Annotated in this window: 8 protein-coding genes; 4 read left to right on the top strand and 4 right to left on the bottom strand. The window is 62.4% G+C overall.

The features are described 5' to 3' along the window. Positions 1–2: 2 nt before the first annotated feature. Both eutC and CUR33_RS18240 read left to right on the top strand, forming a co-directional pair. Positions 3–815, top strand: coding sequence for an ethanolamine ammonia-lyase subunit EutC (gene eutC, locus CUR33_RS18245; RefSeq protein ID WP_160089248.1), 813 nt, complete (start codon positions 3–5; stop codon positions 813–815). A gap of 138 nt (positions 816–953) precedes the next feature. Further along, the gene (locus CUR33_RS18240) at positions 954–1,421 is read left to right on the top strand and encodes a GNAT family N-acetyltransferase (RefSeq protein ID WP_090255651.1); all 468 of its coding nucleotides are present in this window, start codon (positions 954–956) and stop codon (positions 1,419–1,421) included. 43 nt (positions 1,422–1,464) lie between these two features. On the opposite strand, the gene CUR33_RS18235 is transcribed toward CUR33_RS18240, so the two are convergent. After that, the gene (locus CUR33_RS18235; RefSeq protein ID WP_289240495.1) at positions 1,465–3,063 is read right to left on the bottom strand and encodes a SpoIIE family protein phosphatase; all 1,599 of its coding nucleotides are present in this window, start codon (positions 3,061–3,063) and stop codon (positions 1,465–1,467) included. 111 nt (positions 3,064–3,174) lie between these two features. Here CUR33_RS18235 and CUR33_RS18230 point away from each other — a divergent pair, with 111 nt between their 5' ends. Both CUR33_RS18230 and ppa read left to right on the top strand, forming a co-directional pair. Then, positions 3,175–4,014, top strand: a complete 840-nt coding sequence (locus CUR33_RS18230; RefSeq protein WP_289240494.1) for a M90 family metallopeptidase — start codon at positions 3,175–3,177, stop codon at positions 4,012–4,014. A 78-nt stretch (positions 4,015–4,092) separates the two neighbouring features. Next, positions 4,093–4,620: an inorganic diphosphatase gene (gene ppa, locus CUR33_RS18225; protein ID WP_090255657.1), complete on the top strand. Its 528-nt coding sequence runs from the start codon at positions 4,093–4,095 to the stop codon at positions 4,618–4,620. A 190-nt stretch (positions 4,621–4,810) separates the two neighbouring features. Here the strand turns inward: ppa and CUR33_RS18220 are convergent, their stop codons facing one another. Genes CUR33_RS18220 through CUR33_RS18210 form a run of 3 tightly spaced genes read right to left on the bottom strand, consistent with a single transcriptional unit; the run spans position 4,811 to position 25,763 of the window. Continuing rightward, positions 4,811–5,554 (bottom strand): SapC family protein, encoded by a 744-nt coding sequence (locus CUR33_RS18220; RefSeq protein ID WP_289240493.1) that lies wholly within the window; start codon positions 5,552–5,554, stop codon positions 4,811–4,813. A gap of 29 nt (positions 5,555–5,583) precedes the next feature. After that, positions 5,584–7,221: a ShlB/FhaC/HecB family hemolysin secretion/activation protein gene (locus CUR33_RS18215; protein ID WP_289240492.1), complete on the bottom strand. Its 1,638-nt coding sequence runs from the start codon at positions 7,219–7,221 to the stop codon at positions 5,584–5,586. Continuing rightward, positions 7,221–25,763, bottom strand: coding sequence for a leukotoxin LktA family filamentous adhesin (locus CUR33_RS18210; protein ID WP_289240491.1), 18,543 nt, complete (start codon positions 25,761–25,763; stop codon positions 7,221–7,223). Before CUR33_RS18210 ends, CUR33_RS18215 begins: the two co-directional genes overlap by 1 nt. Positions 25,764–25,873: the final 110 nt, after the last annotated feature.

Genomic DNA, 25,873 nt, shown 5'->3' with positions numbered 1-25,873 from the left:
TTATGTACGATGACAGCCCACTCAGCGGCGCCAGCGAAAACCCCTGGCAGCAACTGCGTAACCTCACCCCGGCACGTATCGCCCTCGGCCGCGCCGGCACCAGCATGCCGACCCGCGCGCAGCTGGATTTCCAGTTCGCCCACGCCCAGGCTCGCGATGCCGTGCACCTGCCGTTTGACCACGGCGCATTGGCCGCCGGCCTGGCCCACCAGCATCGGCAGAGCCTGCTGCTGCACAGTGCTGCCAAGGATCGCGACACCTACCTGCAACGCCCGGATCTCGGTCGGCGCTTAAGCCATGAATCCGCCGAGCTGCTGGGTCAGCACCGCGAAAACAATCCGGACGGCTACGACCTGGCCATTGTCATCGCCGACGGTCTGTCGGCCCTGGCCGTGCACCGTAATGCCCTGCCCATGGTGGCGCATATCGAGGAACAGGCCGCTGCCGAAGGCTGGAGCGTGGCGCCCGTCTCCTTGGTCAGCCAAGGCCGCGTGGCGGTAGCCGATGAAGTGGCCGAACTGCTCGGCGCACGCATGGTGGTGATCCTGATCGGCGAACGCCCCGGCCTGAGTTCACCGGATAGCCTGGGGCTGTACTTCACCTACGCACCCAAGGTCGGCTTGACCGACGCCTACCGCAACTGCATCTCCAACGTGCGCCAGGAAGGCCTGAGCTACGCCATGGCCAGCCACCGCCTGCTGTACCTGATGCGCGAGGCCTGCCGCCGCCAGCTGTCGGGGGTCAATCTCAAGGATGAGGCCGAAGTGCCGCTGCTGGCCGGCGGGGTGCCGCGCGAGAACTTTCTGCTTGGATGATGGGGAATTTCCGCAAACTACAACCAAACGCTTGTTTGGATTGCACTTTCCAAAAGCTTTAGGCAGCATCGGGGTCGTTCGCAGGCAGCGCTGCCGTGTTGCCGAAGCCATCCACATGACTTTAAGTAGAGGCTCACCATGCGCATCGTCCAAGCGACCCTGGAGCATCTGGATCAACTCACGCCATTGTTCGTCAATTACCGCGAACACTTTGGCCAGCTGCCCTACCCCGACTCCTCGCGCAAGTTTCTGGAAAAGCGCATCAGCCGCAAGGAATCGGTGATCTACCTGGCCATGGCCGATGATGAAGAGAAGATTCTCGGCTTCTGCCAGCTCTATTCGAGCTTCTCCTCGCTGTCGCTCAAGCGCGTGTGGATTCTCAACGACATCTACGTTTGCCAGGATGCACGCCGCCAGCTGGTGGCCGACCGTCTGATCCAGACCGCCAAGCAGATGGCCAAGGAAACCAACGCTGTGCGTCTGCGCGTTGCCTCTAGCGTCGACAATGAGGTCGCCCACAAGCTCTACGAATCCATCGGCTTCAAGGAAGACACCGAGTTCAAGAGTTTTGTCCTGCCGATCACCGAAGACTTCACCGCGCCGTAACCTGCCCAGCCAGCGACGCACAGTGCGCCGCTGGCTAAGCCCCTCAGCCTTCCAGGCTAAGCCACAAAGCCACGCCCAGTTGCAGCACCAACAGCGCCAGCGCCGCCAGGTGCCAGCCCTGCCGATAGCGGCGTGTGCGACGCGAAGGTACCGGTTGATGAAGTAACGGCTGACGCAACGCCTGCTCAAACTCCGACAGCGCCTCGAAGCGCGCTTCAGGCCTGGGCGCCAGTGCCCGCGCCAGCACACCATCCCAGCCGATTGGCACCCGCATGCTGAACTGCGCCAATGGCATATAACGGCTATGACCGCCCGCATCCGCCTGCGCTGCCTCGGGCCAACGCCCACTGAACAGCCAATAGGCTAGCGCTGCCAGAGCGAACTGATCGGCGCGGCCATCCACGGCCTGCCCGGCGCGCACCTCGGGCGCCAGCGGCACCGCCTGCGCGGGTATTGCCTGCGGCGCCACCCCAGGCAATAGCGCGGCATGTTCGGGCAGCAACAGCAGGCGGCCGCCGTCATCCAGCAGAATATTGCGCGGGTCCAGCCACAGCCCCTGCATGCCGCGTCGTTGCAAACCGCGTACGGCGGCGATCAACTGTTCGAGCACAGCCAGTATCGTCAAACCATCGACCGGGCCGTGGGCCGCCACCCAGTCGTTCAGGTTACGCATACCCTTGCCCGCAGGCTCGAACAGCCAGAAGGCATGCTCACGCGGCTGATGCGAAGACATCACCTGCGCCAGGCTGGCCACCGGACTGCGCCGTAGCGCCCACTCGCGCTGCCAAAATGCTTCATCCGCATCCCGCTCGGCCAGCCACAGCATGGCCTCACGCCCATGCGGATCGGTGGCGCGAAACACCCGCCCCGGCGGACCGTAGGGGCAGGCCGAGAGCAGCACCCAGCCATCCAGCTGCAAACCAGGTTGCGCATCGACCACCGCGCGCCAGGGCTTGCGCGGGGCCAGCTCAGGCGCGCTATCGGCTTCGCCCGGCAGCAATAAAACAGCTGCGCCGGGGGCTTGCAGCAATGGTGCAAGCATCTCCGGCAATGGATCGCCTTGCAGGGTATCGCCCGCGCCGCAAAAGCCTTGCAAGTCCGCCACATCCAGCAACGGCTGCGGTGCCAGCAATAACAGCTCGCCAGGATTAAGGGTCAGGCTGTGCTGCACCAGCGCCAGTTCGGCCTGAGCGCCCAGCTGCAGCCCATCGCGGCCGATCAAGCTCTGCGTGGTGCCGCCTTGATAGCGCCGTAAACCGATGGCCCCGGCCTGGAGAAGCTGCGCCTCGCCGTTCTGCAGCAACAGCAACCCGGCATTCAGTTGCGCGATGCTGCGTCCAGCCTGGCGTTGACGAAACAGCTGCTGATTGAATGCTGCCAGCACCTGCCGCGCCGCCTGGGCTTCGCTCCAGCCGCCCGGCGTGCAACAGCAGTCGGCCAGCAGGCCATCCAGGTAGGACTCCAGGCTACGCACCACATCAGTGCATTCGCGCGCCCAGAGCAGCGCTACCAGAAGCACCGCCGGCTGTCCTTCCCGCACCGGCAGCCAGGTCGCGCGGACCCGTGCAGCCTGGTTGGGCAGGTCTCGACCGTTGCCGCAGAGCAGTTTGATGGTGGGATGATGCAGACGCTCGATCGACATTGGCAGCCCTCCCAGGTCGCAGATAAGCATGCCGTTGCAGCCTTTGTGCCGACTTGCCCAGCACTGACACCCGGCTTATGGTGGGCGCTTTCCACCGTACGAGCAGAGTCCATGTGGTCGCTCCGCGCCTGGCGTCGCCAGCGCATCCTTGCCCGTCATCCCGTGAGCAGCGCGCAGTGGCAGGCCGTATTGCAGCACTTGCCGATCCTCGATGGCCTGGATGACGCCGAACAGCAGCGCCTGCGCGAACGCGCTGTGCTGTTTCTCCATCACAAACACCTCAGCGCCCTGCCCGGCGTAGACCTCGACGCCCAGGCGCGCCTGCTGCTGGCGGTGCAGGCCGAGCTACCGCTGCTGCACCTGGCCGATCTCAACTGGTATCAGGGCTTCCATGAGATCGTCCTCTACCCAGATGACTTCGTCAGCCCGCAGCGCCACCGCGACGCCAGCGGCGTGGTCCACGAATGGGACGCCGAGCACAGCGGCGAAGCCTGGCAGCAAGGCCCGGTGATCCTCGCCTGGCCCGGCGTGCAGGCCAGCGGTCAATGGGATGGCTACAACCTGGTGATCCACGAGCTGGCGCACAAACTGGACATGCTAAACGGCGACGCCAACGGCCTGCCGCCGTTGCACAGCACTATGGCCGTGCAGGCGTGGGCCCAAGCCATGCAAAGCGCCTTTGATCAGATGAATGCAGAACTGGATGCCAATCCCGAGGCCGACACCGCCATCGACCCTTATGCAGCGGAAAACCCGGCAGAATTCTTCGCCGTCACCAGCGAATACTTCTTCAGCGCCCCAGACCTGCTCGCCGGTGCCTTCCCGGCGGTGTACGCGCAGCTGGCGCTGTTCTACCGGCAGGATCCACTGGCACGCCTGCAGCAGTTGCAAGCCTGCAACCCCGACTACCAGGTCAGAACTGAAGACAGTGGGTTCGCGACCAATGGCTAGGCATCCCGGCGTAGCAACCCCTGGTGAATATGCCTATAATCGCGCCACTTTTTTGGCCCACCCTTCGGGAGTCGCCCCATGAGCTACAGCAAGATCCCAGCTGGTAAAGACCTGCCAAACGACATCTACGTCGCCATCGAGATCCCGGCCAACCACGCGCCGATCAAATACGAAATCGACCACGACACCGATTGCCTGATGGTCGACCGCTTCATGGCCACCCCGATGTTCTACCCGGCCAACTACGGTTTTATCCCGCACACCCTGGCTGACGACGGTGATCCCCTCGACGTACTGGTTGTCACTCCATATCCAGTGGCACCGGGTTCGGTTATCCGCGCCCGTCCAGTTGGCGTGCTGCTGATGAGCGACGAAGCCGGCGGCGACGCCAAGCTGGTTGCCGTACCGCACGACAAACTGACCGTGCTGTACAAAGACGTACAGGAATACACCGACCTGCCCCCACTGCTGATCGAGCAGATCAAGCACTTCTTCGAGAACTACAAAGATCTCGAGAAGGGCAAGTGGGTCAAGGTTGAAGGCTGGGCTGGCGCCGACGAGGCCCGCAACCTGATTAACAAGGCGGTCGCTGCTTACCAAAAATAAGTAGCTACCACCCCCTAAAAGCCGGCCACAAGCCGGCTTTTTTATTGCCTAACACAGACGCAACTTGACCTCGTCAAACATCAAAAGCGCTCAATAATGAATTCGCCCGTATGAGGCGGCACCAAATGAAGCGTGACTAACACGCCTCACCTGAGATCAGCCAGCGGGACTCAAAAAGGCACTTAAACAGTTAATGTGTCACCCGTTGCGCCTGTTGTTTTTTCGATAAAAAGTTATCGAACAGCTGATTGGCGTTGCCCAGCGACATCAGGTGGGCATAGATCCAGCCCAGGAAACCGGCACGGTTCAGCTCCAGCACCTGTTCATCGGAGAGTGCCAGAAACTTCTCTTCATCAATGGCCAGGAAGTCGCTGAGCACAAAGCTTTCGCCGCTGCTGTGGGTCAGTTTGATCGTACGCGGAGCGAGCAACTCAAAGGCGTTGAGCTTTTCCACAAACGCACGGGTACGCTCCATCTCGGCAGTGAAGTTCTGCAGGAACTGAATCATTTCATCCAGGTATGCACTGTTCTGCCCTTCAGCGTCGAACAGGTCACGACCATCCTGCTGATTCCAGCCACTGAACGCCGCATCGAAGCAAACGGTAAAGTTGCTCGCCTCATCCTGCGCCAGCACGAAGGGATAGCGGCGGATAAAGGCCGGGATGTAGGTATTGGCCTGCCAGCGCAACTCATCATCCAGGTAGCCATTGTGCCCCTGCGCCAGACCAAGCAAGGCGATCGGCGTGGCCTGTGCGCCTTCACCGATAAAGACCAGCGGGTAATGACGTGCGGCCTGGAAGAACTCCAGCCCGGCCACAGGCACCAGATGAGTATCCGCCGCAAACCCGCAGTTTTCCGAAGGCTGCAACTTGAGAGCTTGATGTTCCTCGCGGTTGAGGGCCTTGATGTCTTTGTAGAGTAGAAGCGTGGTCATGTTGAGTCTCCATCAAAAGTAATAAAGCATCAGCGCAGAATGATCTGGGCCAGCACTTGGCCGCCGTCCTGATCAGGCACCACATCCTTGAGGGTGTTGGCGGCTGTCAGGCTCAGGCTCAGGTGCCGGCCCCAGTTGAAATTGAGTCCGACGCCGACGCTCTGCAGGTCGATGTCGGTGATGCCCAGCTCCATGGCACGGCCATAGTCGAAGAACACAAAAGGCTGCCAACGCGGACTGTGACGCCACCAGGCTTCCAGGTTGAGCGTTGCCCCTTGAGGCGATGAAATGACGCCAGGGTCATACCCGCGTACGCTGCTGATACCGCCAAACTGGTAGAAGAGTGACGCTGGCAGCTCTTCGGTGTTATTGGCGAATTGCCAGCTGAACCGTCCGACCAACTCATACTGCTCGCCCAGAGCTCGCGATAGGTAACCCTGCCCATTGAGCAGGGCGTAGCTGCCGCTATCACCACTCACCGCGTTGTCCACACTGGCCTGACGCACGCGTTGTTCATAACGCAGGTACCAAGGCGCTGCCCGGTACTCGAGCTGGCCGCGTAGAAAGGCTTCCCGGGTATCTACTTCACTGAGGGTGAAGCTTTCGACGGTATTCTCTGAGTGCTGCTGGTTGTACCCCAGGCCACCTTGCAACAGCCAGTTGTCATCCAGCCACCAGGGCTGGTCAAACCCCAGGGTGTAGGTGCGCGACTCCCCTTCGATATTCAGTGCAGCCAGCGGCCCCTCCTCCACGGTCATGCTGTTCCCGCCCACCTCGGCATAGGCCACCCCGTTCCAGCGGTTCAGCGGCCGGCTGTAGCGCAGACTGGCATATTGCGAACCTGCGGTTGTTACCAGCAGCAGGTTGAGGGCATCGGCCACGGCGGTCGGCGAAAACCAGGTGAGGCTGCCGCCATACTGCTCACGGCCAGTGCTTTCATTGCCATAGTTGTTGGCAAACAGGCTCCATTGCAGCGTTTCAGGCTCGAACGCCTCCAGCTCAACCGATGTAGTACCAAAGCGAGCGCCGGGGGCCAGGCTGGCCGTTACTTGAGGGCCAGGCGTGGTGGCATTGAAACGCTGAATCGCACTCATCAGCGCAGGACTGTCCAGGGTGCTGCCCGGCTGCACATTCAGGCGTTGAGCATAGAAACGCTCACCGACCTTACGCGCTTCTCCCTTCCAGGTGACCTGATCGACCTTCGCCTCGACCAGCACAATGCGCAACTGACCGTCTTCCAGGCTTTGCGCCGGGATCAATGCTCGCGCCGTCAGCTGGCCACGCGCTTCGTAGAGCGCATTGATCTCGCGCAGCAGCTGATTCAATTCGGCAAAGCCAATTTCACGACCGACGTAACCCTGGGCCAAGGACTCCAACTGCTCGCGAGGCAGATAGACCGAGGCATTGAAGGCGATACCCGTCAGTACGAATCGCTCGCCCTGATCCGGCAAAACCTGATCAGCAGGCGCATCACCGCGTAACGCCGGCACCTGCGTACGCCGGGCCCGCTCTTCGATACGCTGCTGTTGCTGAATCTGCTCCACCTGCTCACGTTGCAGGTTCGGGTTAACCAACCCGGGGACCTGCGGACCGATAGGCTGCGCAGCCTGTACGCTGATGCTGGCCAACATGACCAACATCAGCCAGGCAGCACGCGGGGTGATCATCACAGGGACCAAGAAGCCACCTCATCTCCTTCCAGCCGCTCATCGGCTACATCAATATTGATACGGGTTTCCACAGGTGCCTGACTCCAGGCGGGCACCCAGACACTGCTCGGCACAACCGCTGCAGCCAGGCTATTGAGCAATGACGACAGACGTACCAGCGTTAGGCCGCTCGACAGGTGCTGTTCGGCAAAGCGGGCCGCAGAAATCCCCTGATACGGGACACCTGTGCTGGCTTCGCGGTTGATGCTGAAGTTCGGCACCACCACCTGATGGGTCAGTTTGCGGTGCAGGACATAGGCACTGGTGTCAGACAACAGGCTGCTCTGCTTGAGACTGAATGCTTTGTCCAGTTCGTACAGCTGCACATCGGCATCGGCCATGTAAACCGGGCTGGCATTGTCCATGCGCACCCGCGCTTGCGGGGTGCGCAACTCAAGCCGATTGACTCCGCGTGCATCACGCAAATCAACCTGTGCCGCGGTGGTGTCGATCAGCGCGTCGGCCACATAAAGACGCGGAGCAGCGATGCTGGCGGCATCCAGGCGCAACAACAGCGTGTCAGCAATCTGCTGCTCGGCGCTCCCTTGCACCCAGAGATCCAGTTGACCGCTACCGGTGTGACGTCCGTAGAGCTGTATGTCACGACCATGCAGATCCAGGCGCTGACCAATGGCCGCATCGGCAACCCGCACCAGATTCCCCGCCCACAGGCTCAGGCTCGGCGCTTCGGCCTGTTGTAGATGAATACTGGCAGCGCCTGAGCCACCCTGGCGAATGCCGGCACGAACCAGCGCACCCTGTTCGGCACGCAGCTCTGTACCACGCACATCGAGCAGGCCATCAAGCAACGCCTGGCCATTGGCGAGCAAACGCTCGAAGAAGATGCCTTCATCGGCTGTCCAACGCTGGTCACCGGCACTGCGACTGGTTGCCACACGAATCAAACCGCGCGACAACAGATCGATACGCTGACTGGATGCCAAGTCACCCAGTTGCAGGCGTGCACCTTCGGCTTCAATACGCCCATTAAGACTTTCCACCAGCGGCGTCTCGATACTGCCTGAGGCGCTCAGTAGAATATTGCCTCCGATCACCTGCCCCTGATACTGACCGCTGGAGCGGATGCGCTGACCGATGCGGATATCGCCTTGATTGGCCTTGAGCGTGATGTGTCCACCGGCATCGATAAATTGCTCAATGTTGATCGTCTCACCGGCAACGATGCTCAGGTTACGCCCGGCCCTCACGCCCTCCAGGTCAACCTTGCCAGCAATTTCAAAGCGCAGATCACGGCCTGCTTCGGCAATACCAGTGATATTCAGGTCGCCGCCCAAGCCCACCACCAAATCACGCCCGGCTTTGAGCGAGTAGGTGCCCCCGAACAGCACCTTGGGCATGCTCAGGTCACCGTTGGCAATGATGCCAACGTCCCGCTTGGCCTCCACCACCTGCCCGGTGATATTTCCATGGCCTTGCAGGAAGTTACCGTTGGCCTGCAAGAAGATATCCTCCTTGAGACTCTGCGCCCGACCAAAGCGCAGGTTGCGGCCAATCATGCGCAGTTCCAAATCTGCTTCGGCATTGCCACCCAGCACATCCCCGTCAGCATGCACCAACAGGTTACCAGTGGTTTTCAAATGAGCCGCCAGCAAGCCGGCTGGATCATTCGGGTCCATCGCGGTGCCGAAGCGGATGTGGCCCAGATGACCTGCGGCCGTGGTGAGGCTCATGTCGCCGCCACTGCGCCCCTCAAGCACACTCAAATCGCCCTGAGTATGCGCCTTGAGCTCACCCGCCGCGCTAACCCGGCCGAGCTGGGCACTGCCCGCCGACAGGTCAATACGTTGCAGACGGCTGTGCAGCTCATTGACCGCCAGATGTCCGCCTGCATTCAGACGCAAGGCACCGCTGGCACTTTCCACGCGGCCAAAGGTCCCGCTGCCCAGGTCGGCACTGACATCGCCCTGCGCCAGAGCGCTGTCACCCTGCCAGTGACCCGCGCCCTGCATGTTCAGCGTTCGCCCAACATCCAGCGAGCCAAAGCGCAGCGTGCCTTGAGCGCCAGTGTGCTGCAGGTCGGCATGACCGCTCACCACAGCGCGCTGCAGCCACATGTCCTGAGCCACGCGCACCAACAGGTCACCATCAATGGCCAGGTCAGCCAATTGCGATGCGCTGCCTGCACGTAGGAGCGAGGTTTTTGCTTGCAAGCGCTGCAGCGCCAGATCACCCGTCAACTCAAGGTCAGCTTCTGCACCCACGACCAGGTGACCAATCTGCGCGGCAGTGCCTTGCAAGGTAAAACGGTCTGAGGTGGTTAAACGGCCCAATTGCAGCGTGTCATGCAGCTGCATGCTCACCGCGCCCACCAGGTTGGCCTCGGTGATCTCGCTGCGACCTGCTTTCAAGTTCCAGCCGCCGGTGGCGTCCAGTTGGCCCAAGTTCAGCGCACCCGTAAGGGTGTGCTGCACCTGACCGTTGACCGTGGCGCTGCCAATGCGTGCCGAGTCGGCCTGCAGGGTCCAGTTACCGGCACGGGTCAGCCGGTCGATTTGCACTGCACCGCTGTGCACCTGCTCCAGCGCGCCGGCAAAACTTGCCTCACCCAATACCGCGGAGGCACTGCGCAACTTGCCGAAGCCCGCCACGTTGAGCGTGTCGACACGCAGGGCATCACTTAGATTGACCGTCAGATTGCCGTTGCGACTGTGCAAGGTGCCGACGATCAGGGCTTCACCGCTCAGATCCAGATCACGCTCGGCACTCAGTGCCGTCAGTTCGAGCAGACCGCTGCCCTGCAGTTGAGTGTCCCCGCCACTGCTGACCCGATCCAGGCGCAGATTACCCAGGCTGCGCAGCCACTGATGACCGGCACTGTCCAATGTCCCGCCCTGAATGCCAGCAGCCAGGCTGAGGAATAACCCACCGGTGACACTGTTGACCTGCAGCTGCCGGGCCGACAGCTCCAGCGGTTGCAGCTGGCTGCCAATATCACCCAGGCTGGACAGACGCAGCAGACCACTGGCGTGCCAGCGCGTCGACGGTGCCCCTGCACTGAGGCGTGCGGCCTGAATATCCAGATCACCGTTGGCGACGCTGACATTGCCCAGGCGCACGTCGCCACCGCTGTTGAGCAGGACGCCCTTGTCGGCATTCAGGCTGCTGCCGGCACTGGCCAGCCAGTCGCCGCTGACGTCCGCCACTAAGCCGCCAAGCTGCCACGCACCGCGCTGCTGCACCTCGCTGACTTGGCCCAGATCCAACGTACCGTTCACGGCAACCGTGCCCAGATGCAGCACGCCCGGCTGACTGGACGCGCCTTGCAGGCCGCCGAGCCAGGCATCAGCACCCAGGTCGAGATTGATCTGTTGAGACACCAGCCCTGTGCCCAGTTGCAAGCGCTGCCCGCTGGCCCCGGTCAGGCCGCTGACCTTGAGGTTGATCTGCCCGCCCAGCAGGTTTTCACCCAGCTGACTGGCGGCGCGCAGGTTACCCAGCACCTGCAGCGACAGGCTGTCCACGCCCGTCAGGCGCTCCACGGCCAGATCGCCGTGTTGCACCAGGTTGAGCAGCCGTGCCCGTGCGGTGAGGTCGCCAGTGACCTCCATATTCAACGCCTGTGCGTTGCCGATACTGCCGCCGGCCGCCTCCAGGGTGACGTCATGGCCACGAATGACCACCTTGTCGCCATTACTGCTGACGATGCTGCCATCGGTTTTCAGGCTGATGCTACGCCCGTTGAGCGCATGCACGTTGAAGTCCTGCTCGCCACCGAGGAACAGGTCCGTTTGCGCCGTAGCGGTCAGGGTTCCGCCGGCCTTGACGTTGACGTCATCGCGCTGAATCACCCGGATCAGCAGCGGGTTATTGGCATCAAAGACGATGTCATCACGCTCAGCAGACGCCAGCGCCGCGCGCTGTTCGTTGCTCAGCGTAGCGGCCTGGCTCAGGTCGATGACAATCGAATCGGCTTTCAGGCGGCCAATGCGCGAGGCCTCCAGGGTGACGTTGCGACCCTCGATATTGTTGGCCTCCTTGACCACCGAACCGCCATCGTCGCGGCGCAACAGGTTGGCGGAAATCGAGTAGCGCAGTTGCTCATCCGTCCATTTAGCCGTCTGCTCCAGACTGGCCAGCTCGCTGCCTTGCAGTTGGTAGGTGAAGTTCGCATCAAAACTGCCCGCGCCATACAGCGTATGCAGGGCTTGGTAGTCAGCGATTCGCCGCGCGTCCTCGGTGGCGATCTGCTGCACGCTCCAGCCCAGGCTGGTGAGCTGGTTGCGCTGCCCGTCCGTGAAGGCGGCCTGCTGGGCATCGAAACTCAGCGCCCCGCCCTGACGCAGGCGCCAGTACTGCGCATACCGCTGCTGCCCGGCCTTGACCAAGGCATCACGCTGTTGTGCCAGCGCTTCATCGGCAGCACTGCCGGTCAGGCCCATGCTGGCCCAGAGTCGCTGCAGCTCACTCAGGGCGCGATTGTCGTAGTTCAGTTCGCTGTTGCCGTCATACAGGTCACCGGCACTAACCTTGAGCCAGACATCGCCACCCGCTTTGACCTGATCCAGCCAGAGGTTGCCACCCACTTCCTCCAGGTGGATATCACTCACGGCGTTCGCCCGCAGCAAGCTCTGGGCGCTGTTGCCCGAATCAATGCGCAGTGCATTGCCAGCGGCACCAATGCTGCCGTGGCTGGAGGTTAGGTTAAGGGTCTTGCCCGTCACCACCATCCCGGCCTGGCCGAGAATGTCCCCCTGGGCACTGAGCGAGAGGTGATTACCGCCGGCACTCAGACGTGTCAGGTTGACGCCGCCATTGAGGGCCTTGAGGTCGATCGAGCCGAACTGGCTGGAAGCGCCCAGGCTGCGGGTGGCCTCGACCCGCAAGGCCTGTTCGGCGCTGCCGATTGACTGCCCGGCCTGCAGGTCGAGGTCACGCGCGGCAATCACCAGGCTGTCATTGTTCTGCCGCAGCGCCCCGTCGACCTTCAGCGATGTGCTGCCGCTGAGGTTGTACAACGAACCACGCAGCGTCACATCCCCCTTGGCCATCAGGTCGATCAGCCCACTCTCGCTGCCGATAAAGCTGATGTTGATGGGGCGATCAGCCTGCACCGCATAGCGGTTGATTTCTTTTTCGCCCGAGCTGAACACCTTGGTCAGGGTGGTGCGGTAAACCTGGCACCAGATGAAATGGGTCTTGCAGTACCCACCGGCGAATTGGTTGATCTTGACAGGATCAGCGGTGGTGTAAGTCTCGTTGACCCGGGAAATTTCACCGGCCCCAAGGCCGACACGGAACAGTTGCAACAGCGCGTTATCCGGATCCTCTTCCGCCAGTTGCAAGGCGGCATTCTGATAGATCGCGTTGAGCGCTGCGTCCTCGGTAAAGCGGTGGTTACGGATACGGTCTTTGTCGATCCGGTACAGGCCCTGAGTGCTGCCCATGTACTCGGCCCCGGGAATGGCCGTGCTCTGGCCCTTGACCACTTTTTCCCAGGCCAGGGTGCCATCACCGGTCGGGATAAAGCCCCAGAAGGCATCCCAATACTCTTGCCGGGTGGTGGTGATGCTGTCGTCGCGCCCGGTCAGCCAGACGTAGGAACGCCCGGCCGTGGTGCTGTAGCTGGTATCACGGCCATTGCTGCTGCCTTTGTGGGTCAGCGGACCATTGCTCCAGCCTTCATAACGCTGCACCTGATCGCCCACACGGGTGTAAACCGTCGACCAGAGCCGATCACCGCCGGTCTGCTGCCCCTGTTCGCCACGCCCCAGATCGTTGATGCGCAGGGTGCCTTCCACGCCGCGGCCCAGGTCCAGCCCGGCCAGTTCCAGATGACGCGTGGTGTTGTTGGTGACGTGCACCTGGCTGAAACCGTCGAGCACCTTGAGTTGGCCATTGCCAGTGCTGAGGATGTGCCCGGTCAGCTCCATGTAACCGCCACCCACCTGCACCTGATCGAGCACGATGCTGTTGCTGTCGTAATCCCAGGCATACCCCAGAGTGCCGGTACGGGCATCGGTCTGCACCAGTTGCAAGCGGTTGCCAACGGCCTCTGCACGGCGCCCGTCTAGATTGGCAAAGCGCGATTCATCAATGGTCGCCCGCCAATCCGCGACACCGCTCTGGATCAGGCCATTGATATTCAGGTACAGCGCATTGATCACCACGTTCTGCCCGGCCACCGTGGCCGAACCATTGCCGTGAAGCGTGCTGCCGTTGTTGTTGAATGCCGGGTCGCCGCCGATGTGTACAAAGGACTTGGGGTTGTTCAGGACAAAGTCCTGACCGGCGCTGAGGCTCAGTTTCTGCGCGCGGATATCGGCATTGGCGTAGATGCTGCCGTATTTGGCAGTCAGTTCGATCTCGCCGCGTTTGTTAAGCAGGCTGCCCGCGACGTAGATATCGGCCGCGGGCATGCTCAAGCCAGAAGCATCCTTGATGTTGTCAGCCGGGTTGCGCAGGTTCTGCACCACTATGCGTGGTGCTGCCGAGTTTTCCGCCACGGTCACGCTGCTGAAGGCCGCGTTGCCACTGCCCGGTTTGTTAGCGGCCTGAATGCTGGCATTGCCAGACATCTTGGCGCCATTGAAGAGCAACTGGCCGCCCAGGTGATCCGGGATTTCCAGCCCCTTGAGGCTAAGGAATGCCTCGCTGTGGTTGATGATTTCGATCTTCGCATCGCCCGGTGCATTGAGCTTGCCGCTGCCGATCAGGGCATCGCCTTGCACCAGAATATTGCCGGGCTTGGCCAATATCGGATCAATCTCCAACAGCCAGATTTTCAAGCCTTCCGGCAGGGTCCCCTCGCCGGAAACAGCACCGGGGTTATTGGCGACCGTACCGCCCATCTGCTCATACAGCTTGCTCAGGGTTTTATTCAGCAGGGTACGCTCAGCTTCAAAAGCCGCCCGTTCAACCGCCGAAATACCGTAGCTGGCTAAGCGGTTATTGAGTTCCTGCAGGCGCTGCGTCAGCAACTGTGAGTATTCGCTTTGCTTGAGGCTCCAAGTGATGCCATCACTGACTTCCTGCATCACAGGAACGACGGTAAGCGTGCCTTGGGTCGAGGCATTGAGGCTGGCCGGGTTGACCTCCTGACCATTGAGCAGGTACTTCAAGCCACTGATCACCAACTTGCGCTGGCTGTAAACGCCTGCATCCAACTGACCATCGATACGCACCAGGCCTTGACCACTGTTCAGGGTGCTACCGCCGTTGATGTCCAGCGACACCTGCCCGACGATAGCACCCAGCAGGTCGGCGGCGGCCTGACGATAAAGGTCACGGCCCACGCCCTTGCCAGTGAGTACGCCATGCCCTTGCCCGGCATAGGCATGAATGTCACCCACGCTGCGCAGCCGGCTACCGGCGTTCACGTGCAGGTTGCTGGTGCGCTGGTACTCTGCGGCGGCATCCGGGTCTGTCACCACCGGAAAGGCGGTGTTGTTCCACAGGTCAGTGCGCGCCGTGAGCTCGGCGCGGTTCATCGCGCCATCGAGCCCATAACCGGCCTGCAAGCGCAGATCGCCATAGGCGAACAGCGCCGCATTGGCGTTTACGCGCGCCACATAGTCGGCCTTGACCCGCGCCAGACTGCTGCCGCTGGCCGCACCGGCTGCGCCGAACGTCTTGGCGTTCGCCTGACTGTCGATGACATAAGCACCGCTGGCAGCCAGCACCAGATCGCCGATGCTGTAGAGGTCGGCGCGCTCACCCACGCGCACCTCGGCGTTGCTCTTGAGCACATCAATCCGGGATTCGGCACGGGCAATGCTGATCACACCGCCACTGTCGAGTTTGACCCGGTCATAGCCATCAATGCGGTTGAAGGCCTGAATTTCCAGTTTTTTCGGGTTGCGCCAATCACCGTCGACACGCAGCAACACGTCGTTGCCGACCAGACTGCTGGTATCCAGGGAGATCGCACTGAGGCTGCGCGCAGCCGCCGCATCGACCACACCACCGGAGCCGGATTGCACGTTATAGGCGCTTGCCTGGGGTTTGCTGACGTTGGCACGAGCGCTCTGGCTGTAGCCACGGCTGTTGATGCGCGCGCCGTCCAACAACCGGGCACTGGTGGTAAGGTTGATATCGTTCTGCGCATGGGCGCCGCTCATGCCGAGCAGCGCAGCACTGCTGCTGTCGACAAAGCTGTTGAAGCGCGACTGCTGCAACGCACTGAGGGCCAGGCTGCCCACCTGCATGGCATTACCGAGCACACCACGTGCCCAGAAGCTGGCCAGGGTCGAACTGCTGTCGGCGGTTTTGCCAACGGCTGCCGCACCGCTGACCAGACCACCCTGACCCGCGCTGGCAACGGCCTGGTTGTCCTGACTGCCAAGTGCGTTGATCTTCACCGTGCTCAGGTTGCTCTCAAACAAACCAGCCACTTCGGCCAGTGTCTGCGACTGCGACAGTGCCTGCGCCACGGTGGCACCCAGCGCCAGCATGCCTACCAGCCGGCCATCGGCGGTGGCGCGCTGACGCACATCGGTTTCCGCCAGGAAGGTCCAACTGCCCCCGTCAGCACCGGCAAAACGGCTGCTGGTACTGGTGCGCAACAGCGCCTTGCTGTTCGAGCGCGCGGTGGCCACGGCGGCGTTGGCAGAGATGCCCACACCACCGGCCAGGCTCTGCGCATGCACGGTCGCACTGTCCTGCTCGCCCTCACGCAGCACGCGGCTGCGCAGCTGACCGGTGGTGGCTGACAGTAGCACGTTGCTGCCAACCGTCAACTCGGCCTGGGTACTGTTCAAGGTGTCGACCACACTGCCGCCCACCGCGAGCAGACCGCCCAACGCATAGCCTTCGCTGCGGGCCTGCAAGCGCGTGCGTACCTGCGCATCCAGATCCAACGCCTGTGTGGCCTGCAGGCGGGCACCATCACCGATGCTCAACCGGGCATGCGCCGTATCACGGGCCAACAACAGCAGAGCATTAACCCCGCCTAACACACCACCACTGCTGCCCCAGCCATTCAGCTGGGCTGACCCTGCAGATAATGCAGACAATAGGATGTCACTCGCCTGCAATGCGGCACCCGGTACCACATCCAGACTGACCTGGCTGTCATGAGCGGCAACGCCCAACACCAACCCGGCCCCGGCCAACCCACCGACCGCCAGCCCCGAGGCTTTCACCTGCAGGTTCTGGGTGTCACTGGCCTGCCCATTGAGGCTGCCCGTCAGTTGCACCGGGCCGCCGAGGACGGTGCTCACGCCATTGTTCAAGACCGCCGCTGCGACGGCACCGCCCACGGCACCGACAACCGCCGCCTGCCCACTGACCGCATTAACCAGCATGGCCTGGGTGTGATCACCACTCTGTTCGGGGGTGTTCTTGTCCACGGCCGAGGCCTTGATGAGCAAGCTGGCGGCATTCAGCGTGCCGCGCAAAATCTCGGCGCTGACCCGCGCATTGGACAGGCTGAATGCCATGGCCGCGCCATAGGCACCGCCGCCCGCATTCAGACTGCCGGCTTGGTTACGGCTGGCCAGACGATCCTGAGCCTGTACCGAAGCCGCCCCACTGAGGCTGATCTGGCTGTCGCTGACCCGGGCTACGGTTTCATGCTTACGACTGCTGTTGCTCTGCAGGCGGTCACTGACGGTGACCTTGGAGCTGGTGTTGATCCGCTCGGCATCTGCCTTGTCGCTGACTGTGACACGCGTGTAGCGCTGGCTAGCGTCATCCCAGACCACCTCATCGTGATTCAACTCGGTCACCGGGCCGGTGCTGCTCAGCTTATCGAGTTTGGCCAGCGTGCCCTGCCCGTCTTTGTTCAGGTAACTCAGTGGATCAACCGTGCTGCCACCGGCGCTGACTTGAGTGGCGCCGCTGCCCAGCAATAACAAACCCAGACTGCCGCTAAGGCTGGCAAAGCCCAGACCACCCGAAGTGGTGAGCAGTTCGGCATAGCCTTCGCGCAAGGCATTCACGCTCAGACTGCCCGCGTGCACGGTGCTGCGGTCAAGCAACGCGCGGGTTGCACTGTTGGCCACCACCACGTTGGCCGACGCGCCCAGCGCTGCAGCGCCAACCACACCGGAGCCGACATTGCCGGTCACACGCAGGTTGTCGTGGGCATTGATGTCGAGGCTGCTCAACGGAGCGGCCCCGGTACCGAACAGGGCTTGGCTGGCACCGGCTTCAGTGGTGGTTTCCACAACCTGCACCAGCGCCGAACCGGCTACCGCGCCACCACCGGCCGCAGCCCCCACCAGATTGCTGTGCAGTTCCGTGTTGCCACGCGCGCGAAGCGTAACGGAGCCGGCCTGTACACGGCTGTCAGCCAGTGAATTGGAGGCATTCAACGCCTCACCGACCCACGCGCGGGTCACCGCCTGATTCAGCACCAGACCGAAGTTGGCCCCCACACCCACCAAACCACCGGCCAGGGCCAGCGCATTGGCACTGAATTGTTGCAGCGCATCCGCGCTGACCAACAGACTGCCGACCTGCAGCTCACTGCCTTTATCCACCCGGGCTTCGGTGGTGCCTTTGGCAATCACCAGGGTGGCGTTGCCAGCCGTTCCGACAATGCCACCGCCGGCACTGGCCAACAGGCTGCTGGCGAACTGAGTGGACGCCGCACGTACCTCGGTGGCTGCGCGACTGGCGAGCAGGGCCCCGCTGATCAGCGCACGCGTTTCACGCTGGATTACCGTGGTGTCCAAGGCTGCCGCCACCGCCGCCACGCCGAGGCTGAACGACGCACTGGCCAGATAACTGGCGCTCAGCGCATGGCTGGCAGCGCCGACCAACACCTGTTGCGCTGCAGCCGCACCGGGTGCCTGATTGATCTGCGCCGACTCGATGCTGGCATGCGTGAGGCCACCGATGACGTTGCTATTGCCCAGGCCCGAAACCGATGCGCTGTAGAGGGGAACAAACGAAATCGAACCGGCCGCGGCCAGTTGACCAATCTGCTGCACCGAACTGGCCTGAACCGCCAGCCCACGGAACTGCCGTGTACCCAAGCCCAGATTGGGAATCGGATTGAACTGCTCTGCATCACTCCACAGGCGTTCTGTGGCGTTCGGGCCATTGAGCAACACGCCGTTATCAATGCCCGCCGCTTCACCCAGCGCCAGTGCGCTGACCTGCGTCTGAGCGCCCGTGATCCCCGCAGTGGTGCTGTTTTCAATCACGTTGACCGTGGCCGAACCACCGACCGACGCCGTGCCGCTGGCCATAAAGGCACCCGCAGCCCCGCTGATCTGGTCCTGCGTCCGCGCCGACACCGTGACGTTGTTCTGCGCGACGACCCAGGCCCCTTGTTCGATAAATGCCCGAGCAGAACTCTGGATCACGTTGGTGGCGGCCGACCCGCCCACCGAAGCCGTACCCGAAGCCGCGCCACTGATCGACGCCGAACGGATGGTCGAATTCGAATGTGCGGCGACAATGAGGTCGCTGAGCAGCCAGCTCTGTGCCGCCTTGCGCCCTTGCACGCGGGCTTCCAGTTGGCTGGCCACGCGATTGACCGAGGTCGCCGCACCGACAGCCGCCGAGCCACCACCGGCCGCACCGCCGGACAGCGCCGCGATGCTTGAGGTGTCCAACGCCTTGACGGTGACCACGCCGGCCGTTCCCGCACTGCCGTCGATCTGCGCGCGGGTCACTGCGCCAATGTTGTTGCTGGCATTGGACAGGGCTACGCCGCCACTGCCGCCAATGCTGCCGCTAACCGCCAAGGTGCGAATGCTGCCGGCGCTGGTGGCCAGGACATCGATAGCCGAAGTGCCGGCCGCGACGGTGCTGTCGAGAATCCGCGCAATCCGCTGCTGTTCGATGGTGCTGATGGCGACCGCGCCGGTGCCGGAACCGCTGCCGCCCACCTGCACGTTACCGGCGGCGGTGTAGATGTCCGCCGCCCCATCGGTCACCTTGACCTCGACGCCCTGAGCGCCGCTGACGGTGCTGCTGTCCAGGCTGGCGCGCTCTTCGCCCTTGATCACATTGATTGCCAGCGACGCACCGACGGCCGCCGAGCCCGCACCGCCGGCCCCGACCGCCAGCGAACGGATACCCGAAGCGCCACCACTGCGCAGACTCAGCGCGCCGTTGAGCAGCAACTGACTGCCGCTGACTTCCGCAATGCGCTTAGCCAGAATGATGTTATTGGCGTTGGCCATGCCCACCGAGACGTTGCCGGCCCCGCCCACGGTACCGGCCAGACTCCAGATTTCCCGGTTGCCACGGCTGGCATTGAGCTCAAGACGGCCCAGTTCAATACGGCTACCCGTGATGCTGGCCTTTTCGCTGCCTTCAATCACGTTGCTGGTGGTCGAACCGGAAATAGCCGCCGTGCTGGCACCGGCACCGGAGACGGCGGCGGAGTAGATGGACTGATCCAGGCTGGCAGACAACGCACCGCTGGCAAAGCCACGGACATCACTCTGCGCAATCGAGGCACTGCGCTGAGCGCCAATGCGGTTGACTGAGAACGCACCACCGACACCGGTATTACCCGAGCCGGTCACTTGCCCGGACAGCGAGGCAATCAGCATGCCTTTCCCCTGCGCCGCGTCCAGCGTGAGACTCTTGCCACTGCCGCTGGTGCGCAGGTAACCGCCACTGACGCGGGCACTGTCACTGCCGTCGATGTTGTTGACCACCACCGAGCCACCCACGCCAGCCGTACTCCCACCGACCGCATTGACCCCGACGCCCCAGATTTCGCCATCCAGCCCCGACAACACGCTGGCTGAACCGCGCAGGTCCACTTCACTGTCATTGACCTCGGCCTTGCGCGTGGCTTCGACCAGGTTGATCGCCACCGCCGAACCCACGCCGGTGTTGCTGCCACTGGCGGCCAGGTTGAAGGCCAGCGACCAGATGCTCGCGCCCAGACCGGCCTGCGTGGTGCGAATGCTCAGGTCATCCGCCAGCACCTTGGCATTGCGCAGGTGCGCCAGGGTGGTGTCAGCAATCCGGTTGAAGGTCATGGCCCCGCCCACGGCAACATTGCCGGAGGTCACAGCCGCTGACAGGGCCGCACTGATGATGCGGCTCTGCTGGGCTGCATCCAGAGTCAGGTCGCCGCCCAGTTCATAGCGGCCTTTTTCCAGCACGGCTTCGACGCGCTGCTGCATGTCGCTGATGCCCACCGCACCGCCCACCGCCGTGGAGCCGCTGCTGCCGGTGATATTGCCCGCCAGCGAATAGTGCCCACCGCTGCGCTCGGCGCTGATGCGCAGGTTATTGGCTTTGAGCTTGCGATCGCCCATGCCCAGACCCGCCAGCACATTGCCGCGACCAATCAGCGCCGTGGCCGAACCGGAAACCCCCACCTCGGTGCTGCCTGCGCCAGAAACCGCAGCCGCCAGCACGTCGGCACTGTGCCGCGCAGTAATCGTCAAATCGCCGCTCAGGCCGACGTGACTGTTAGCCAGTTCAGCGGTGTATTCGCTGCCTGAATACACCAGCGCCATTGAACCGCCCACCCCGGCCTTGCCGCCGGAGGCCCCCAGGCTGCCGGCCACCGCCAACACCGCTTCACCGGCAATCTGGCCCTCGAACAGGTTACCGGGGCCGTTCTTGCCGTTGAGCAAATCCTTGTCCACTTCACCACTGACCTTGATCGCCGATACGGTGTTACCACCGCCCAGATCAAGACCGCTCTCAAGCAAGGTGCCATCAGCAGCCGTGGCGAACAGGCTGTCCAACGGCGAAGCGCCGGATAGGCTTTGCGCCGACAGGTTCAGCGCCCCGCCTTGCAGTGAAGACAACAGCGCCGGAGACGTGGCGTTCGGCTTATACGCGTCGACACGCGACTGAATTTTGTTAGCCAAAACCAGTGTCAGCAGCGAACCGGCACCCGCGCCACTGTCGCTGCCCGTGCTGACGGCACCGCCCAGCGCACCGGCCAGCACCCGTGAGGCGCTCGCTGCGGTGACATCCATGCGAGCGAAGTTGCTCGCCTCACTCCCCAGCCATTCCGCCGTCAGGGTATTGGCCAGCACCCCCACCACCAGCGAGCCGCCGGCACTGCCGCCGTTACCCTTGCTGCCGGCAAAGGCGCCGCCACCGAGCATCACCCGTGCGCGGTCGTAGGCATTGACTGCGATCTGGCCGGGTGCCGCCTGGCGCTGTTGCACCTGGCTGTTCTCCACCAGCGCGCGGGTGCGGTTGCCCATGTAAGCGGCCGAGCCGGACAATGACACTGCGACATTTTTATCGGTACCGGCGGTGGCCACGGACAGACCAAGACCAAGCGCGATCTGATCACCTGCGCTGAGGGCCTGCACCTGCAGCAGGTCATTGCCGCGCAACAGCACGTTGCCCACCCGCGCATCGGTCTCATTCATCAGGTGGTTGTAGGCCAGCGCTCCCGATAGAGCGGCACTGGACTCACTCTTCTGCTTGCCCGCCAGGGTCAGCGCGCCGGCACCGGAACCACTGAACTGGTGCGTCTGATTGAGGGCCAGCACGTTGACCTTGCTGCCGCCGTCGGCAGGGTCACGCGGATCGAGCACGATATCGCCCAGATCCGCTTTGCTGCGCTGACGCGACACATTGATGGTGGCCGACCCGGCAGCAGCCAGCGCGAAGCCCTTGCCTGAGCCGCCCGAGTCATCACCACCGCCATCCGGACCACCGCCCGCGTCTTTCTTGCTGAACAGCTTCTTCATGCTGTCCCAGCCACTGGCAATTTTCTCCGGGGCTTCGGTTACCGCATCCTTGAGTTTGCCAGCCGCACTGGACAAGGCACTGAGCGCCGGCGTGACGTTGATCACGCCGACGGTGATCGACTGCAGCAACGCCTGACCAAAGCTGTCGGCCAGCTCTACCGTGGGCTTACCGATATCACCGGCCTTTTTCGTGCCTTCGTCCTGTTCTTTCTGCTCATCCTTACCCTTGGCAATGGCCCCAGCGATGGCAAAAGCCCCGCTCTGCCCTGAACTGAGCGCCTGAACATCCAGAACGTTGGCCTTCCATACACCTTTACCGCTGGCCTCCAGACCTTGGCCCAGTGCCTCCGGTCGCCAGTTCAGGTTATTGCCCACCAGCGCATTGACGTCGGTGGTCAACACATTCAGCGCCAGCCCACCGCCCACCCCGGCGGTACCGCCCAGCGCCACAGCACCCGCTGCGGTCCACAGCCCCAGGCGGTGCTCGGCCTGCACACCAATGCGCTTGGCGTCCATGCTCGCGGTGTTATGAATGGAGGCATTGACCGTCGAGGTGAGGGTATTGGCCACAGCGGCGCCATTGGCCGCCGCACTTACCCCTTTACCCGCAGACGGACTCAGGGCCAGGATCAAATCATCCTGCAAAGCCTGGACCTGCACCCCGCCAGCCTTGACCAACGCCTGCGCGCCGATGCCGGCAACGGCCTTGCTGGAAACAGTCTGAATATTGAGCGCACCGCCAAGAGCCGAGGGCTTGGCATTTTCACCCGGGGCAGACTCGCCCCCCACAGCAGTGCCGAACAGGAACATGCCGATATTGCCGGCAATGGCCAATTGGCCGAGCTGGTTACCCGCTGTCACCGTGATGGGTTGCGCCCAATCCCAGCGGCGGTTGGCCACCATGGCGCTGGGCGGAATCAGCAAACCCTGAGCATCACGCAAACCGACCAGAGCATCCAGCGGCCTGCTCTGCCAGGCGAGTTCATCATTGACCAAGGCTTCCAGGCGAACCCGATCACCGACCCAAGCACGGGTATCAATCAAATTGGTCAGCACCGAGATCGAACCGGTGATTGCCAGTTCGTCGGAGGTGCCCTGGGAGTTGGCGTATTGGGTGGAAAACTTACCGGCCAGATCACTCGGCCAGCCCCCAAGGCTCATCATGTTCTTGCCGATATCACTCAGCGAACTCCAGCGGTCAAAGCCGCCGAGGCTCAACGGTTGGATGTATTGAGCGCCCAGACCGATGCGCTGGGCAGTGATCTGCGCACCATCGCCAACCAGCGTGCGGGTGCCCTGATTCAGGGTGGCAATCGCCACGGCCATGCTCAGGGAATAGTCATTCTGGTCCTCGCCCCTCTTGGAGCCGTTTACGGTGCTGTTGACCAGATTGTGCAGCTCACGAATCTCCTGCAGTGCCGTGAGCCCAAGATTGCCGCTCAAATTGAGCTGCGTGCTCTGGCCGATGCTGGCCTCTGCTTGCTGATCACTGACCACCAATCCCAGCGAGGCGGCCAAACGGAATTTGCTGTCCGTCGGCTGAGTCGGATTCACGTCCTTGAACTTGCTCAGCACATAATTCTTGATCGGATCGACTGTGCCAATCGCACGAAACTTAAGGAAGTCCGCCAGGCCTTTACCGGCCTGCGAGGTCGCTTCATTTTGCTGACGGGAAATCAGGTTGGTGGCGCTGACGTCCAGATGACGCGCGCCGCTCAGGTTGGCATTGAATGCCGCCTGGGTATTGCTGTTGAGCACACTCAGGGCCAGCACGGCACCGCCGGCAGCACCGTTACCCAACGACTTGAACACCGCCTTGTTGCGGATCGCTTGCTCGGTCAGCGCCAGCAGGCTGACATCACCCCGCGTGTTCAGTAGCGCACCGCTGTTGACCTTGGCCGAGGTAGTCAGACCCGTGTTGGCCATGGCAAAAGCAAAGCCGGTGGTGGTGGCCTGCTTGCCTTCGGCGTCGTGCCCATTGGTGGCTTCCGACTCAACCGTCAAGGTGTTCTGGCTGTGCGCTTGCAGTGCGATGCCTTGCTCGCCCTTGAGCGTGGCTCCCGACTTGACCTCCACGCTGGTGGCGCCGCTGATGCGGCCAAAGGCCATACCAGCGTTGAACGGAATCAACGATTGCACCAGCGGAATGGAGAAGCTTTCCGTCGTCACCGTGCGCGTGCTGTCGGCCTTGACCAGCAACTTTTGGCTGGCATGCAGGTTCGCGCCGTCGAGCACTTCAATCTTGGAGTCGGCATGACCGATCGACACGGCCAGGAAGGGAATCAACGCCGACAGCTCACTCAGGTCGGCGGGGTCTGCACCCAACGCCTTGAGCTGGTCGGGATTGCTCAGCGAACCAATACCGGTGATCGGCCCCATGATGTCGCCGATGATCTTTTTCCAGGCTTCTTCATCGCTCCAGCCGTTTTCATTCTTCATCTTCAGAATGTCGGCTTTGATCGCGGCACTGTCGAACAGCGAGCTCAGTAAGCCTGGGTCAACAACCGCCACGGCATTGCTGTTCAGGGCGATATTGCCGCCCTTGAGCGTACCGGCGACCTTGATGCTGGCATCGGCTGCCGAATAGCCGCCCAGTTGCTTGCTGATGGCGGTGGCGCTGACCTTGATGTCACCCTCGCGGAAGTCATCAACGTGGCTGGCATCCAGTACGGCATTTTTCTCGATGTTGACGCTGGCAACGCCGCGGTCAGGTGCCAGCAGCGAGTTCGGCTTGGTTTTTAGCGTCTGGGTAATTTCATCGACGGTCTTGGCATCGTCGCCTTTGCAGAAGGTGCAGGCACCATCACTGATGGCGCTGACCTGAATATCCCCGGAGCGCCCACTGCCGGTGGCCCGCGTATCGACCACTGCACCGCTGCGCACATTGATGGTGCTGCCTTCAAGCGTCACTTTGCCGCTGTTTTTGCCGGCTTCGCCCTGACTGCGCACGCGGGCGGATGCCGTCAGCTCCAGGCTTTGCCCACCCGACACCGAAACACTGGCCCCACTGCCATCGGCCATCAGCGCCGCCAGTTCCCCAGAGATTACCGCCGAGTCACGGCCGACGATGCGCACCGCACCATCGGCTCGCTGCGCGGCCTGCCCCACGGACAAACCAGCGGTGTTAACCGTGCCTTTGAAAACGGCATCAGCAATGTCCTTGCCGCCTTCAACACGCGCCCCTTGAGCCACCACCGCCGCGGCACCAAAGATATTCACCGAACCTACGGCATTGATCTTGCCCTTGATCTCAACCTTGCCGCGCTCTGCACCCGGCAGATCGGTCAAAACGCCCGCGTCGTTGTACTGACCGTTCTTCAGGTCGTCGACCAGTTGGCTCGCGCCTTCCGGCGTGACCACACCCACCGCCGAAGACAGCTGCTGCATCTGCTGCGCCGAGGGCGTGGTGATGGTCAAACTGCCGACGTTGATGACACCGCTGCTACCCACCACCATGCCATGGGGGTCGGCAAAGATGATGTTGCCACCAATCCGGTTGCCATCAGTCAGCACACCGTTGAGCGTGCCATTGATCACCACGCGTGAGTCATGCACCAGGTTGACCAGATTGCTGGCCCCGCTCGGCACATAGAGGTTTACGGTATTGCCGTTGCCGACCTGGAAATGACTGAAGGAGTTAAAGCCGGTCTGCCCACGCACCGTGCCGGTGGTGATATCCGTGACATTGCCATTGACCGCAATAGTGGTCGCCGTGCCTGGAAGCTGCACCAGAGTATCGCCCACCAGGTACGTGCCGCCGGAGGCAACAATAGTGTTCGTATCCGCCCAGACCGAGGGCACGCCCATGCCGACCAGAATGGCCGCCGCCAGTCGGGTAGGCTGAAACACCTGCTTGGGCTGTTCACGAAAGGTCGAACGAGGGGCGGGGCGTTTGACCAACATGGCGGACCTCACTGTCACGATTAGAGATATCACGAGTAGTGAATTCTCTGGTTTCGCTATATGTGAGTGCTAGGAAAGGCCATTCACGCTTGTGAACCCTTGTTCACAAT

It is taken from the genome of Pseudomonas sp. FEMGT703P, from assembly GCF_002786345.1.
GTDB lineage: Bacteria > Pseudomonadota > Gammaproteobacteria > Pseudomonadales > Pseudomonadaceae > Aquipseudomonas > Aquipseudomonas peli.
The sequence above is the reverse complement of the archived record's forward strand: the minus strand, read 5'-3'. Positions and strand labels throughout refer to the sequence as shown.

Bases quoted from the DNA above. Each gene is read 5' to 3' on its own strand.
- eutC (WP_160089248.1), top strand. From the start codon at position 3: ATGTACGATGACAGCCCACTCAGCGGCGCCAGCGAAAACCCCTGGCAG.
- CUR33_RS18240 (WP_090255651.1), top strand. From the start codon at position 954: ATGCGCATCGTCCAAGCGACCCTGGAGCATCTGGATCAACTCACGCCA.
- CUR33_RS18235 (WP_289240495.1), bottom strand. From the start codon at position 3,063: ATGTCGATCGAGCGTCTGCATCATCCCACCATCAAACTGCTCTGCGGC.
- CUR33_RS18230 (WP_289240494.1), top strand. From the start codon at position 3,175: ATGTGGTCGCTCCGCGCCTGGCGTCGCCAGCGCATCCTTGCCCGTCAT.
- ppa (WP_090255657.1), top strand. From the start codon at position 4,093: ATGAGCTACAGCAAGATCCCAGCTGGTAAAGACCTGCCAAACGACATC.
- CUR33_RS18220 (WP_289240493.1), bottom strand. From the start codon at position 5,554: ATGACCACGCTTCTACTCTACAAAGACATCAAGGCCCTCAACCGCGAG.
- CUR33_RS18215 (WP_289240492.1), bottom strand. From the start codon at position 7,221: ATGATCACCCCGCGTGCTGCCTGGCTGATGTTGGTCATGTTGGCCAGC.
- CUR33_RS18210 (WP_289240491.1), bottom strand. From the start codon at position 25,763: ATGTTGGTCAAACGCCCCGCCCCTCGTTCGACCTTTCGTGAACAGCCC.